Below are 14421 nucleotides of genomic sequence, written 5' to 3'. Positions count from 1 at the left end.
GCCCCAACCGGTGTCATGCGTGATTTGGTCTGTATTTGCGTCGTGTGAAGCCAGGCCGTCGGCCCCTGTGCCCCCCCCCCCCGGGGCGGCGACGCCGCGGCCCCGTCGCCGCGGTGGAGAACATCGTCCGGGCCGTCGCGGCGGGCCCGGGGCGGTGGTTGCGGATCGGCCGCGTCGCCCTCCACACCGACGCCTCGTCGGCCGACCTCGTCGTCGGCCTGCCCGGTGGGCGGGAGTGGCACGCCGTCGACAGCGGCGCGGCGCGGGTGGTTCTGACGCTGCGTGAACCGGAACTCGGCGCCTGACGGCAGGGAGGGTACGACCTCGATGAAGATCACGATGGCGGACATCTACCGCCAGGAGTACATAGACGACCCGTATCCGCTGTACCGGCGGGTGCGCGAGGCCGACCCGGTTTACTGGGACGACAAGATGGGCGACGACGGGGCCTGGATGGTCACCGGCTATGCCGCCGCCCAGACCGCGCTCATGGAACCCCGGCTGTCGGCCAGGCGGCCGCACTGGGGCCCGGACCGGCTCCCCGACGACCCGGAGCTCGCCTCGGCGCAGCGCGCGATCGACCAGCAGATCGTCGTCAGCGACGCGCCGGAGCACACCCGGCTGCGGCAGCACCTCACCCGGCCCTTCCTGCGGAGCCGCGTCGACGAGATGCGCGAGGACGTGGCCAGGCTCACCCACCACCTGCTGAAAGCGGCCGTGACCGGTGAATCGGGCGAGTTGGACGCGATGGACCGCTTCGCCTTCGCGCTCCCGGCCGTCAGTCTCGCCGGCGTGCTGGGCATCCCCGCCTTCGACGAGCGTTACCTGTCCTGGATGCTGAGCCTGGGGCTGCTCATCGACGACGGGCCGCGGAGCCGTACGCACCACGACAAACTGCTCGGTGGGGTCGCCGAATACCTTCGCTTCTTCGCCGGGCACGTCGCGGAACGGCCGGGGAGGGGCGGGCAGGACAGGCGCCGGGACCTGCTGCAGACCCTGGCCGACTGCTACACCGACGGCGAGTTCGCCAACGCGGAGGAGCTGAACGGCAACCTCGCCTTCCTCCTCACCGCCGGCCAGATCAGCACCGCGCACCAGATCGGCAACACCCTGCTCCACCTGCTGCGCGACCCCGAGGTGTACGACCGGCTGCGGGCGGATCCCGGCGCGGTGCCCGCGGCCACCGCCGAGTTCATGCGCTACGACGCCTCCATCCAGCTCACCAAACGACGGGTGCGCGAACCCTTCGAGCTCGGCGGCCACGAGATGGGCACGGGGGAGGAGGTCTACGTCTGGATCGGGGCGGCCCATCGCGACCCGGCGCGGTTCACCGACCCCGACCGGCTGGATCTGGACCGGCAGGGAGTCCGGCACATCGCCTTCGGTCACGGCGTCCACTACTGCCTCGGGGCACGTCTGGGGCAGCTCGTCCACGACGTGGCCGTCCAGGCGTTCATCGAGCGCGTTCCCGCGCCCCGGCTCCAGACCGACAAGATCGAACGGTCGGTCATGCCGACCTTCCGCGGGCCGTACAAGCTTCCTGTCGGTTTCGGTCGATAGGCGTCCACCCTGACCACTCACTAGAAGGAGGACTCGATATGTGCGGCATAACCGGATGGGTGGATTTCGAGCGTGACCTCACCAGGGAACGAGACCTGCTGAACGCGATGGCCGAGACCATGGCCTGCCGGGGGCCGGACGGCGCGGGCGTGTGGGCCGACACCCACGCGGGCATCGGGCACCGCCGGCTCGCGGTCATCGACATCGAGGGCGGCGCCCAGCCCATGAAGGCCGAACGGGACGGCCGCGTCGTGGCCGTCCTGACCTACTCGGGCGAGGTCTACAACTACCGCGAGCTGCGAGAGGAACTGAAGACCAGAGGGCACCGCTTCCGCACGGAGAGCGACACCGAGGTGGTGCTGGCCGCCTACCTGGAGTGGGGTGAGAACTGCGCCGACCACCTCAACGGCATGTTCGCCTTCGGCGTGTGGGACGTGGAGCGTCAGGAACTGCTGCTCGTCCGCGACCGCCTGGGGATCAAGCCGCTGTACTACCACCCCACCCCGGCGGGCGTGCTCTTCGGCTCGGAACCCAAAGCCCTGCTGGCCAACCCGCTCGTCAGACGCGGCATGGACATCGACGGGCTGCGCGAGGTGCTGACCTTCACCAGGATCCCCGGCCGGACGGTCTACCAGGGCGTGTTCGAGGTGCTCCCCGGCCAGGTGGTCAAGGTCGGCAGGAACGGCCTGACCTCCAGGCGCTACTGGAAGCTGGAGGCACGCCCGCACACCGACGACCTCAAGACCACCGTGGAAACCGTGCGGGGGCTGCTGGAGGACATCGTCGAGCGCCAGCTCGTCTCCGACGTCCCGCTGTGCGTCCTGCTGTCGGGCGGCCTGGACTCCAGCGTGCTGACCGCCTTGGCGGCCAGGAAGCTCGGCGCCCGAGGTGAGTCCGTGCGCTCCTTCGCGGTCGACTTCGTCGGTCAGGAGGAGGGCTTCACGGCGGACGACATGCGCGGCACGCTCGACGCGCCGTTCGTGGCCGAGGTCGCCCGCCATGTCGGCTCCGACCACACCGACATCGAGCTGGACGCCGCGCGGCTCGCCGACCCGTCGGTACGACGGGCCGTGCTGAACTCGCGCGACGTGCCGATCGGCCTGAGCGACATGGACGCCTCGCTGTACCTGCTGTTCAAGGCGATCAGCGGGTACTCCACGGTCGCGATCTCCGGGGAGTCGGCCGACGAGCTGTTCGGCGGATACATCTGGTTCCACGACCCGAACGTGATCAACGCGCCCATCTTCCCGTGGGCCGCGTACGGGTCCATGGACCACACCGCGCTGTTCGACCTCGGTCTGCTCCAGAAGCTCGACCTGCAGACCTACCTCGCGGAGCGCTACCACGAGGCCGTCGCCGAGGTGCCCCGCCTGGAGGGCGAGACCGGCCTGGAGCGCCGGATGCGCGAGGTCAGCCACCTGCATCTCTCCCGCTTCCTCCAGCTCATGCTGGACCGGAAGGACCGCACCAGCATGGCCTGCGGCCTGGAGGTGCGTGTCCCGTTCTGCGACCACCGCCTCGTCGAGTACGTCTTCAACGCCCCCTGGGCGATGAAGACGCACGACGGACGGGAGAAGAGCCTGCTGCGGGCCGCCACCGCGGACCTGCTGCCGCGGTCGGTCCTCGACCGCCGCAAGAGCCCGTACCCCTCCACCCAGAACCCCGCCTACGACCAGGCCGCCAACGAGGAACTGGGCCGGGTGCTCGCCGACCCGGACTCGCCGCTGTATCCCCTGCTCGACAAGGAGAAGGCGCGGCTCAGGGCGGACGGCAAGGGCCCCGGCGGGCGCATGGAGCGCAACCTGCTGGACAACACGCTGCAGATGAACACCTGGCTCGACTCCTACGGCATCACCCTGGACGTGTAGGCCGGCGGACCCGATGCCGGTGTCGCCGGACAGCGTCCATGAACGACTGGCTCTCCTGCCGGTAGCGCCCTGTCAGAGGAGAATCGCCCGGGTCGTCCGGTCCCCGCGTGCCGACGAATCGCGATCGATGTCAGATCAGCTTGGCGAAGGCGGTGAAAGGGAGGCGACTCGATTACCCCGGCCGCGGACCAGCCATTCGAGAGGTGCGGACGGACTCTCGCGAAAAAGCGCGCTGAAACCCCTGATCCGTTGCTCGTGACGAGACTTCGCGAACCCGGGATGAGTCGGAGATCCGCCGGTGGCGCGGCTGCAAGCAGTCCGAAGGGCGCGTCTATACCGACCACCTCAAGCCGGACACCCACCACGACTTTTCCGGGACCCGGCCGCACCACCTGATAACGGTCAGCAATCAGCTCGTTTATGTGCGGGGTGGCTCAAATGTCTGTGGAAATCCTTAGAGTCAGTGTGCCCCGGAGTTCACCGCGCCAGTCTTTTGCGTAGACCACTTGACGCAGCATGGGCGGCATAGATAGAAACGTCACAGTTTGTGCCCCAACCAGGCCGACCAGCCGCCATTCGACCCACCGACCGGGACTCCCGCCTTACCTTACCACCTGCACCTATTTGCGACGATGGATTATCTGGCGTAAATCAGCGATTGCTGCGTCCGCGAATTTTCAGGGTCAGATTCTTTGATGGAAATGAATATCTCGAGTTATGATTGTGCTTCTGGCTGAAACGCATGCAAGAAGATCTAGCGGGCGGAGTGGTGAGAGGTAATGTACGCCGCGCCCAACTGATTGCCGGCGTTCGCGATCATTCATCCGGTCGGCGCATCAATCAACGATATTAGTCAATATCAAGTCTGTCGCCCCGTCGTACCTGAAGCACGAACATACCCAGGAGGTCCCCCCCATGGCCACCCAGCAGCGACTCTCAGCCTGGCATGACGTGCTCGCCATTGGCCGGAGCATTAGGCTCGCCATGTCGTCACCCGAGAGCCGTGCCAAACGTGCCTATGAGATCTTTCCGCCGAGCACCTGGACCGCACTGAACGATCACAGCTCGTACCTCAATTTCGGCTACTGGCGTGATGAAGCCGACACGCTCGACGACGCGTGCCAGGCGCTGGCGGAGAAGTTGGCGGACGCCGCAGGCTTTCAGGAGGGTGATCGCATTCTTGATGCCGGATTCGGATATGGTGACCAGGACTTTATGTGGTTGAAGCGGCACAATCCGGAAAAGATCGTCGGATTGAACGTAACGCCAAAGCATGTGCAGGTTGCTCAGGCCAAGGCCCATGAACATGGCCTGGATGATCGGCTGATCTTCCAGGAGGGGTCAGCAACTGCGATGACGTTCGAGCCCGGCAGCTTCGACCGGGTGGTCGCCCTGGAGTCGGCCTTGCATTTCCGGACCAGGGACGAATTCTTCCGCCAGGCTCACCACATCCTTCGACCCGGCGGGGTGCTCGCGACGGCAGATGTCGTGCCGTTGAAGGTCAACAAGGACGACCACCGAGATCTTTTCTCCACTACGGTCCCCGGAGAAAACTTGTATGACGGCAACGAGTACGTTGCTCGCCTCCGAGCCGCCGGGTTCGTCCACGCCCAGTTGACCTCCATCCGCACCCAGGTGTTCGAACCGTGGTGCAGATGGGCGGAACGGAAGCTGGATGACCCGGCATTTAAGCAGAGCACCACCTGGGGCTACCGCCGCTGGTTGCATCGTGAGCTGGCCGACGACACGCGCATGCGACAGAAGTTTGCCAACTTGGACTACGTCATCGTCGTCGCCGAGAAACCGATGTGAGGCTGCGTGTTCAAGCGAGCGGATGACCACTCAGACCTGCGCTGCAGGCGTTGCGAGGGGATGGGGTTGGCCGGTCATGGCGGCGCACAGGCTGTCGGCCTCGGCCGACATCAACGTCTCGGCCATGGTCTTCACCATGGATCGCAACAAATCCGGGTCTTGGTGCTCGATCTGCTCCGCCAGCCAGGTCGCGGGGTCCACACTGTTTTCACGGCCATCGCTTTCTTCTCCTTCGATCTTGTTACTTCGCACTCGAGGGATCACGCGATGGCCGTCCTTATTTCACGGCGCCACGCCCACTAGCTGGGGAAACTCATACACCACGTCCGTGGACGCAACCCGAAGAGTATGCGAAACCCACATCCCAGAGGGGGCCCAATGCCCCGCTCCGGACGCCCCGTGGGCGCGCTCCCATACCCCGAGAGAGCGCTTTCTCCTATCCTTGCCCAATGGAACTAGCGGAGATCCGCACCTACTCCATCAAGTCCACCAAAGGCATCTCCCGCCCATCCGCCCAGGTCCTCCCCTGGGGGCTGGAAGGCGACCGCCGCTGGGCCGTGGTGGACCCGCTGGGAGAACTGATCTGGGTAGGCGAACATCCCAAGCTTCTCTCGGTTTCGGCCGCCGAAACCCCCGAAGGCGCCCTTCGCCTGTCGGCGAAGGGCATGGGCGAACTCAAGGTCCCCCCGGCCACCGGCGACGCGATCCCGCTAGGTTGCTCCAACCTCGACCGAGCCGTGCTCGCCCACGCCGACGCCCATGAATGGTTCACCCGCCTGCTCGGCAAGCCCGCCCGCCTCATCTGGCTGGACGACCCCAGACGCCGGACCATCACCGAGGAACAGGGCGGTCTCTGGGACGGACCCCTCCTGCTCGTCGCCAGGAGTTCGCTCCAGCGCCTGGACGACTGGATCGCCGAAGGCGCCATGGAACGCCAGGAGCACCCCCCGGACCCCCTCGACGTCGCCCGCTTCCGGCCCAACGCCATCATCGACGGCGCGGAACCCTTCGCGGAGGACGCCTGGACGTCGGTCCGCATCGGCGAGATCGACTTCCGCGTCTCGGGGTTGTGCGACCGCTGCGCCGCCACCATCTGGGACCCGGCCACTCAGGACCGCGGCAAGGAACCCCTGAGAACCCTGGCCAAACACCGCCGCTGGGACGGAAAGACCTGGTTCGGCATCCGCCTGGTGCCCAGGAACCTCGGCGAGCTGAGAGTCGGCGACGAAGTCCGGCCAGGCTAGCCGGTCAGGCGCTTCAGGGCCGCCTTCACCACCGCGGGGTCGGTGGTCCGCCAGTAAGGCGGGAGCGAGTTGAGCAGGAAGCCGCTGTAGCGGGCGGTGGCCTGTGTGGTGGTCATCGCCCTCGTCGTGCTGATCCGACTCATCAACGATGCTCCCGGGCCGGTCAGCCACACCGACGCTGTCATATCCATCGCGGTCGGCCAGATGAACGGTCGTCCGATCGCCGTCTCCGCCGGCAGGGACGCCACGGTGCGGATATGGGACCTGACCACGAAAAAGCAGGTCGGGGGCTTGACCATAGAAGAGGGGGCCGGGGAACCGTTGACCGGCTATGAGAGAAGAGAGGCGCCGCACCCGTGGATGCGATCTCGCTGGAGCCCTAGACCAGGTAGACGGGTGCGAGGTCGACGAATATGCGGTAGTCCGTGATCAGGCCGTCGTTGCGGGTGCGCCAGATCGATACGGCTACGACGCTGACATCCTTGCCGTCGAGCCGCCGGTAGGTCACCTCGGTCTCGGCGATGATGTCGGCATCCACCTGCCAGTTCCTGACGACCCGGTGCCGCAGGCCGCCGATGGTGGAGAAGAACGCCCGCAACCCGGCGGCGATGGCCTCACGTCCCGTCATCGGCTCGGCATTGCCGAACACCAACGTGGCGTCCTCGGCCAGCAACCGCACGAACTCTCCGGCGTCGAACGAGTCGACTGACTGGAAAACGCGTCGCACCACATCGTCGGTCATGCCGATCCTTCCTCGCGCAGTCGGGATCACTGCTGGGGACGATACGGGGCGAAGGGCGACGCGCAACTATCGCCAAGGTGGCTATCTCATCGCCATAAGGCTCGCCGAAGATCTCCGGACCCAGGGCGCGGCATCGTGGTCGGGCCCGGTGCGGCGGCCATTCGGAATCACTCAGAACGAGGAGAGCAGGGCACATGGGCACGAGAAGCAGCGCGAAACGATGAGAACCAGTGAACGCCAGAAGCCCGGCTCGGAATGCCTTCCAGGAGACCACCGCTGGTCAGTTACCATGGTGGATCAGACCTCGATGTTTTGACCGGTCCAGCCCCTAATGGGGGTGAATCGAGTCTGTCTGGTCAGGTCGACTCGATTCGGTAAGCCGCTGTCAGGCTTCGATGTGTTTGGATATATAAAATTCGGAAGGGACTTGTGGCGAGCAGTCGGGTTGCTTTAAGGGAAGCCTGCATGCGATGGATTGTGATTCCACTTACCGGGATTGTGTTGATCACATTGACGGCTTGCGGAGCGTCCGAGGAAGAGCGTTTTGCGCGATCTGCGGAGAGCATGGAGCAGGTGGCGCGTACGGTGAAAGCGGATACGAAGTCAGCGGACGAGCCTCGCCAGATCGGATTGTTTGAATTCACTTCAATCTACCGATACGAGGATCTGGTGTACTTCCAATTGAGCCCCCGGGCGGGCGTAGATCCGTATGGCTATGTCTGGAGCCCGAAAGGCGAACCCGTGGATTCTCCTGACGACGCGGCTGCGCAGTCTTTTGAACATGTGCAGGGTCCTTGGTACCGGTGGAGCGAGAGCTGGTAGGGGTCGGGAGAACGGCGGATCGGTCAGTGACGGGGGTCGCCATCGAATGACATGGTGACCTGATCACGGTCATTACTGGTTGGGTACGGCAACGCGACTACGGGGGAGACCGCGTTGCCGTACCGGCTTTTTAGGGGCGGTGCCGGTGTGCCCCGCGTGAGGATCGCCAAGGAAGCCCGCGCCTACACCGAGTTGCGCCGCACCCTGCGCGCTGTACCGCTGCTGACCGAGGTTCTGACGCGCTACGACGCGACTCACGTTCGGGAACTCGCGCTGTACCTGTGGCCGGGAGGCGTTGAAGGGGCGGGAGGTCCGGCCGATCGAGGACCTCTTCGCCTGCTCGTCGAGCCGGCTTCGCAGTCCGAAGGTCGTTCATCCTGACGCGGTCCTCGTTCGGGCCGGGTGTGGCGCAGCGTGACCTCGGGGCCCCTCATCCGGGGCGCTTGGCGCGGGCCTGGCGGTAGCGGGTGGGGGAAGCGCCGAACTCGGCGACGAACGACTGTCGAAGGCTCTCGGCGGAGCCGAACCCACAGCGGGCCGCGATGTCCGCCACGGAGAGCGATGATGAGACGAGGAGTTGCTCGGCCGCCTGCGTGCGTGCCTGCCTGATGAAGCGGCCAGGCGTCTGGCCCAAGTGCTCCAGGCTGAGCCGAGTCAGGTGACGCTCGCTCACGTTCAGCCGGGCAGCCAGCGTCGTGGGGCTCAGATCCCCGTCGAGGTTGTTGACAATGTGGTCGACCACCTGCCGAATCAGCGGATGTTCCGGCGGCGGCGCGCTCACGAACATGCTGATCTGCGCCTGGTCACCCGGCCGCTGCAAGTAGGTCACCAGGGCACGCGCCACGATACGGGCCAGGTGAGGGCCGTGGTCCTCCTCGATGAAGGCAAGTGTCAGGTCCAGGGCGCTGGTGACGCCGGCCGCGGTCGACACGTGTCCCTCGCGGATGTAGAGCGGGCCGGGATCAACCGTGACGTTGGGATGGTGGGCGGCGAGCGTTCCCGCGTACCTCCAGTGCGTGGTGGCGCGCCGCCCGTCCAGCAGTCCGGCGGCGGCCAGCAGGGTCGCGCCCGTGCACACCGATGCCACCCGCCTGCTGACCGCGGCCAGCCGACGTATGTGTGCCAGGAGCACGGGATTTTCCGCGGCGACCTCGTGGCCGACCCCACCGGAGACAACCAGGGTGTCGAGCGGCCCGGTGATGCGTTCAAGGGCTTCCTGGCTTTCCAGCGTCAAACCCGAGTCGCAGGGCAACGACCTGCCACCCGAGGTGGCGAGGCGTATTCGGTAGGGAGGAGCCGCCCCCAACTGGTTGGCCATATGGAGCGGCGTGGTCACCGAGGCGATGTCCAGTAACTCTGACTGTGGATATCCGATCACGATGATCAGCCGCTCGTCCATGAGTGCCCATTCTGTTGGGGAACCGACACGAATCCCAAGTTTACCGACAGGACCGAGGCCGGCCATGGTTCGCGCAACCGGCCGGCCGTTGGATCTGAAGCGTAAGGAAAGCCATGCAGCCGCCGAGGTCGTGGCATGCGCGTGGCGGGGACGCAGCCACCGGCGACCGAGGCGTTCGGCTTGACGTGCACATGCGTATCGCGCCGAGTCGAAATCAGCTCGGCAAGCACAGGACAACGCGCACAGGAAAGGGCGGGATCGAATGGTGAAAGTCTCTCGTACGGCCATCGCGGCGGCCGTTACCGCTGCCGCAACCGGATTTACCGTCGTCGTCGCGTCACCGGCGCAGGCCGACTATTCCAGCTGCATCTCATACCTCGAAGGAGGGGGTTATCAGATCAGCCCTCCGAGAAGGGACGCCTGCTGGATCGGCGCCACTTCCGCGGCCGGAAGCTGGTTCCTCTGCTGGGACGGCCTCGTGGACACGCGAATTCCGTCGGGGGTGGCCGCAGCGGCCTGTGATCGGGCGAAACAGTAGCGGCGGTGCGTTTCACGAACCCCCTCGGACAGGCGCTCGGCGGCAGGAGTGCCTACAGCGGCCGAGCACATCAGTGGTCCGCGTCATGGACGTAAACGGCCGCGGTGCCGTGTCGATCTCGAATTCAATCAGGTATCAGGAGCGAGTCATGGGCAAGAAGCGAATACTGACCGGACTGATCGTGGCCGGCGTCATCGGAACATTCCCCATCGTCGCCACGCCCGCCCAGGCGTCGACGTCACCTGCGGTGATGGCCGACTACTGCGACAGGAACCCGCCTGGATCCGGTTCGGTACCCGGGGACCGGTTCGCGGGCGAGCGCCCGGTCGCCTGCGGAAAATGCTACGAACAAGGACTCTATCTGCGGGCGAAGGGGCAGATCTCGCAATTCTGGTGTGAATACTTTAACGTCTTTAAATATGCAAGGATGTACGTCAAGTAACGAACGAATCCGCTGGTCCGCAGCGCACCGCTCTCCGCGCACGCGAAGAAGCTCCCCCGCCTACGACGACGCGGTCGCGCGGGGGAGCCGACGGCTCCAGGTCTGCTTCGACGGCGTCCGGCCCTGCCGGGGAGGCCACCCGTTCCTGGGTCAGTGACGTAGCAACTGGACGATGGCGACGGTACCCACCGCCACGATGAGGATGCGCAGCATCGCGGGGCTGAGGCGGCGGCCTACTTTGGCCCCGACCGGGCCGCCGAAGGCGGAACCGGCCGCGATGAGTACGACGGCCATCCAGTCGAAATCCGCGGAGAAGAGGAAGAAGAGCGCAGCGACGGTGTTGACGACGGCCACCAGGACGTTCTTGACGGCATTGAGACGTTGCAAGGTCTCGTCGAGGAGTACCCCCATCAGGGACATGTAGATGATTCCCTGGGCGGCGGGGAAGTAGCCGCCGTAGACGCTGGCGAGTGTCAGTCCGGTGAGAAGCAGCGGGCCTCCGTCGGGGCGGGCGGAACCGCTGGTGCGTTCGCGGCGGCGCCGTACGCTTTTGCTGATCCGGGGCTGGAGGATGACCAGGACGAGGGCGAGGCCCACCAAGGCGGGCACGATCTTCTCGAACGCCGTGGCGGGCAGGGCCAGCAGAAGCGTGGCGCCCGTGAGGCCGCCGAGCAGGGCGCCGACGCTCATCTTCAGGATGCGCCGGCTCTGGCCGCTGAGCTCCGCGCGATAACCGATGGCCCCGCTGATGGAGCCGGGTATCACGCCGAGTGCATTGGAGACCGCGGCGGTGACGGCCGGCATTCCGGTGGCGAGCAGAACGGGAAAGGTGATCAGTGACCCGGAGCCGACCACGGTGTTGATGGCGCCGGCGCTGACGCCGGCCGCGAAGACGGCGAGCATCTCCCACGGCGTCACGCCGCCTCCTCCCTCGCGGAATCGGCGTCCATGCCCGGCCAGGCGGCGCGCGTGGGCCATGCTTCGCGGCGTACCGGACCGAGCGATCCCGGAACCGGCGACCCGGCGAGAAGCCGCCCCCACCCCAGGGCTCCCGGTGGACGGGCCCGGCCGGCTGTGCGGATGGAGTCGCAGACCGAGGAGCACAACGCGGCGGTGACGCCTGCCGCGGCCAGGGCGGGCGACAGGGCGGGCGACAGGGTGGGCGATTCCGTCTGACGGCCGGTGTCCGGCGAGGTTCTCACGCGGCCGACGCTAAACCGGAAATACTTCGGCGCTCAGCGAAGTATCCCGACCCCGGACGAGGTGACGCTCTACCTGCCGGCCGAGTGGTCGGGGCATCGAGACCACCTTCGGCCTGAACGCCGTCCTCGACAGCCTGCAGGCACGCCTCGCAGCGCTTCGGTGCGGGACCTTTTCCTTTATGGCCGCATATGCCCCGCCTATGAATATTGACGTTTTTTTGACGCCTGGCCATGAATCGATGGGCTCTGACGTCAGTAGTGTGCATTGCGTCTTTACGGATACTTGATGTGGGGGGCCGACAGTGGCCGGCATGACTGGGCCACTACAGACGTGGCTGCTCAAGGGCTTACAGACCAACCGTGACCAGATCGAGCACGGCCCGCACAAGAAGCACACGTGGTGGCAGGTCATGTGCCTCACGGGCGTCGACTACTTCTCCACCCTCGGTTACCAGCCGGGCATCGCGGCGCTCGCGGCCGGCGCGCTGTCACCGCTGGCGACGCTGCTGCTGGTCATGCTCACCCTGTTCGGGGCGCTGCCCGTCTATCGCAGGGTCGCGGAGGAGAGCCCGCACGGCCAGGGCTCGATCGCGATGCTGGAAAAGCTGGCCCCGCAGTGGTGGGGCAAGTTGTTCGTGCTCGCTCTACTCGGGTTCGCCGCCACCGACTTCGTCATCACGATGACGCTCTCGGCCGCCGACGCGACGGCCCACATCCTGGAGAACCCGTTCGTCCCCGACTTCCTGTCGGGCCAGCGGGTGCTGGTCACGCTCGTGCTGCTCGCCCTGCTCGGCGGGGTGTTCCTGATGGGCTTCAGCGAGGCGATCGGCATCGCCGTCGTCCTCGTGGGCGTCTACCTCGTGCTCAACGCGATCGTGGTGGCTGTGGCCGTCACGCACGTGCTCGATGCCCCCAACCTGGTCATCGACTGGCAACACGCGCTGACCACGACCTACACCAGCCCGATGGCCATGATCGGGCTTTCCCTGCTGGTGATGCCGAAGCTCGCGCTGGGCCTGTCGGGTTTCGAGACGGGCGTCGCGGTGATGCCGATTGTCAAGGGCGACGTCCAGGCCCGGATCAAGGGCACCAAGCGGCTGCTGACCTCGGCGGCCATCATCATGAGCGTCTTTTTGATCTTCAGCAGCCTCGTCACCACCGTGCTGATCCCGGAGCAGGAGTTCGAGGAGGGCGGCAAGGCCTCAGGACGGGCGCTGGCATTCCTGGCGCACGGTTTCCTCGGCGACTGGTTCGGCACGTTGTACGACGTCAGCACCATCGCGATCCTCTGGTTCGCCGGGGCGTCGGCGATGGCGGGTCTGATCAATCTGGTGCCGCGCTACCTGCCCAGGTACGGCATGGCGCCCGACTGGACGCGGGCCGTACGCCCGCTGGTCCTGGTGTTCAGCGCGATCGGCTTCGCCATCACGATCATCTTTGACGCCGACGTCGAAGCTCAGGGCGGTGCCTACGCCACCGGTGTGCTCGTGCTGATCCTGTCCGCCTCCGTCGCCGTGACGCTGTCCGCGTGGCGCAAGGGCCAGACCAGGCTGATGGGCGGCTTCGCCGCGGTCTCCGCCGTCTTCGCCTTCACGCTGGTGGACAACGTGTTCGAGCGCCCGGACGGGGTGAAGATAGCGTCCTTCTTCATCGTGGCGATCATCGTGACCTCGCTCATCTCCCGGACGACCCGCTCCACCGAGCTGCGCGTCACCGAGGTGACCTATGACCCGCTGGCCGGGCAGTTCGTCAACGAGGCCTGCGGCGAGGTGCACCTGATCGCCAACGAGCCGCACGAACGTGACCAGGCCGAGTACAACGACAAGCTGCGCGAGCAGTGGCTCAACCACCGCCTGCGCAGCTCGGAGCAGGTCATGTTCGTCGAGGTGACGGTCGTCGACGCCTCGGAGTTCGAGACCGAGCTGGTCGTGCACGGCGAGGAACGCTTCGGCCATCGGATCCTGCGCTTCGAGAGTCCCACGGTGCCCAACTCGCTGGCCGCGCTCCTGCTCGACCTGCGTGACCGTACGGGCCGGATACCGCACATCTACTTCCACTGGACCGAGGGCAATCCGGTGGCGGCGATGCTGCGTTACCTGCTGTTCGGCGGCGGAGACGTACCACCGATGACCCGAGAGGTCCTCCGCCAGGCGGAACCGGACATCACTCGCAGGCCGCACGTCCGCGTCGGGTGAGCCGCACTCCTCGGTGAAGTGCAGGTCCTGCCGGTCGAGGTCGTCGCAGGCGCACCTGTCTCGTCGGCACTTCTGTGCACCGTTTCCGCCGTGCCGTCAAGAAGGTGTCAACAGTTGGCCTGCGGGCGTATGAAATGCGTTAAGGACGGCAAAATCTCCCAAATATCCCGCTTTTCTATGGGTGTTAGAAGAGCAAACATTCGGATTAGAGGAGTGGGGATGGCCGACGTCATCTTCGTCGCCCTGACGATCGCGTTGTTCGTGATCTTCGGGTTCGTCGTCAAGGCGGTGGAGCGCCTGTGAGCGCCGTCAACGCCATCGGCCTTGTGGTGGCCGTCGGTCTGGTGATCTTCATGGTCGCGGCCCTGCTGTTCCCGGAGCGGTTCTAGTGAGTACGACAGCAGCCGGGATCATTTTCGTCGCATCCCTCATCATCGCCCTCGCGCTGACGCACAGGCCGCTCGGCGACTACATGTACCGCGTGTACTCGGGCGTCAGGCATTGGGGGCCTTCGCGGAAGAGGGGGTGATGGCTGCGCCGCAACCGGCGATCGTCACGGCCATCCAGGCGATTCCTCCGATGAATCGCAGGTTGCGC

The 14421-nt window shown here is 66.0% G+C and carries 15 protein-coding genes; 10 read left to right on the top strand and 5 right to left on the bottom strand.

What is annotated here, in order from left to right:
* Positions 1-113: 113 nt before the first annotated feature.
* From ABZ260_RS31595 to ABZ260_RS31580, 4 genes are all read left to right on the top strand, one after another.
* A complete protein-coding gene (locus ABZ260_RS31595) occupies positions 114-305 on the top strand; it encodes a hypothetical protein (protein ID WP_355625117.1) in 192 nt (63 codons plus the stop codon).
* Between the two features lie 22 nt (positions 306-327).
* Entirely contained in the window at positions 328-1560 is a 1233-nt protein-coding gene (locus ABZ260_RS31590; protein WP_355625115.1) for a cytochrome P450, read from the top strand.
* A gap of 38 nt (positions 1561-1598) precedes the next feature.
* A complete protein-coding gene (gene asnB / locus ABZ260_RS31585; RefSeq protein WP_355625113.1) occupies positions 1599-3428 on the top strand; it encodes an asparagine synthase (glutamine-hydrolyzing) in 1830 nt (609 codons plus the stop codon).
* A gap of 915 nt (positions 3429-4343) precedes the next feature.
* Positions 4344-5240 carry a methyltransferase domain-containing protein gene (locus tag ABZ260_RS31580; RefSeq protein ID WP_355625111.1) on the top strand — a complete coding sequence of 299 codons (897 nt, stop codon included), beginning with the start codon at positions 4344-4346 and terminating at the stop codon, positions 5238-5240.
* A gap of 30 nt (positions 5241-5270) precedes the next feature.
* Here ABZ260_RS31580 and ABZ260_RS31575 read toward each other — a convergent pair whose 3' ends face one another.
* Positions 5271-5492, bottom strand: coding sequence for a hypothetical protein (locus ABZ260_RS31575; protein WP_355625109.1), 222 nt, complete (start codon positions 5490-5492; stop codon positions 5271-5273).
* A 197-nt stretch (positions 5493-5689) separates the two neighbouring features.
* Here ABZ260_RS31575 and ABZ260_RS31570 point away from each other — a divergent pair, with 197 nt between their 5' ends.
* On the top strand, positions 5690-6484 hold the full coding sequence (locus ABZ260_RS31570; RefSeq protein ID WP_355625107.1) for an MOSC N-terminal beta barrel domain-containing protein: 795 nt from the start codon (positions 5690-5692) through the stop codon (positions 6482-6484).
* A gap of 379 nt (positions 6485-6863) precedes the next feature.
* Here ABZ260_RS31570 and ABZ260_RS31565 read toward each other — a convergent pair whose 3' ends face one another.
* Positions 6864-7226, bottom strand: coding sequence for a nuclear transport factor 2 family protein (locus tag ABZ260_RS31565; protein ID WP_355625105.1), 363 nt, complete (start codon positions 7224-7226; stop codon positions 6864-6866).
* Positions 7227-7691: 465 nt separating this feature from the next.
* On the opposite strand from ABZ260_RS31565, the gene ABZ260_RS31560 reads away from it, so the two are divergent.
* The gene (locus ABZ260_RS31560) at positions 7692-8048 is read left to right on the top strand and encodes a hypothetical protein (RefSeq protein ID WP_355625103.1); all 357 of its coding nucleotides are present in this window, start codon (positions 7692-7694) and stop codon (positions 8046-8048) included.
* Between the two features lie 156 nt (positions 8049-8204).
* Positions 8205-8429: a hypothetical protein gene (locus ABZ260_RS31555; RefSeq protein ID WP_355625101.1), complete on the top strand. Its 225-nt coding sequence runs from the start codon at positions 8205-8207 to the stop codon at positions 8427-8429.
* Positions 8430-8478: 49 nt separating this feature from the next.
* Here the strand turns inward: ABZ260_RS31555 and ABZ260_RS31550 are convergent, their stop codons facing one another.
* Positions 8479-9447, bottom strand: coding sequence for a helix-turn-helix domain-containing protein (locus tag ABZ260_RS31550; RefSeq protein ID WP_355625099.1), 969 nt, complete (start codon positions 9445-9447; stop codon positions 8479-8481).
* A gap of 686 nt (positions 9448-10133) precedes the next feature.
* Here ABZ260_RS31550 and ABZ260_RS31545 point away from each other — a divergent pair.
* The gene (locus tag ABZ260_RS31545; protein ID WP_355625097.1) at positions 10134-10427 is read left to right on the top strand and encodes a hypothetical protein; all 294 of its coding nucleotides are present in this window, start codon (positions 10134-10136) and stop codon (positions 10425-10427) included.
* Positions 10428-10577: 150 nt separating this feature from the next.
* Here the strand turns inward: ABZ260_RS31545 and ABZ260_RS31540 are convergent, their stop codons facing one another.
* A complete protein-coding gene (locus tag ABZ260_RS31540) occupies positions 10578-11345 on the bottom strand; it encodes a sulfite exporter TauE/SafE family protein (RefSeq protein WP_355625095.1) in 768 nt (255 codons plus the stop codon).
* Positions 11342-11629, bottom strand: a complete 288-nt coding sequence (locus ABZ260_RS31535; RefSeq protein ID WP_355625093.1) for a hypothetical protein — start codon at positions 11627-11629, stop codon at positions 11342-11344. The genes ABZ260_RS31540 and ABZ260_RS31535 overlap by 4 nt, the downstream gene beginning before the upstream one ends.
* Before the next feature lie 311 nt (positions 11630-11940).
* Here ABZ260_RS31535 and ABZ260_RS31530 point away from each other — a divergent pair, with 311 nt between their 5' ends.
* Positions 11941-13824, top strand: a complete 1884-nt coding sequence (locus ABZ260_RS31530) for an amino acid transporter (RefSeq protein WP_355625091.1) — start codon at positions 11941-11943, stop codon at positions 13822-13824.
* Between the two features lie 299 nt (positions 13825-14123).
* Positions 14124-14213, top strand: a complete 90-nt coding sequence (kdpF, locus tag ABZ260_RS31525; RefSeq protein ID WP_355625089.1) for a K(+)-transporting ATPase subunit F — start codon at positions 14124-14126, stop codon at positions 14211-14213.
* Positions 14214-14421 lie beyond the last annotated feature (208 nt).

Origin of the sequence: Streptosporangium sp. NPDC006013, from assembly GCF_040614275.1 — a bacterium.
Taxonomy (GTDB): Bacteria; Actinomycetota; Actinomycetes; order Streptosporangiales; family Streptosporangiaceae; genus Streptosporangium.
The sequence above is the reverse complement of the archived record's forward strand: the minus strand, read 5'-3'. Positions and strand labels throughout refer to the sequence as shown.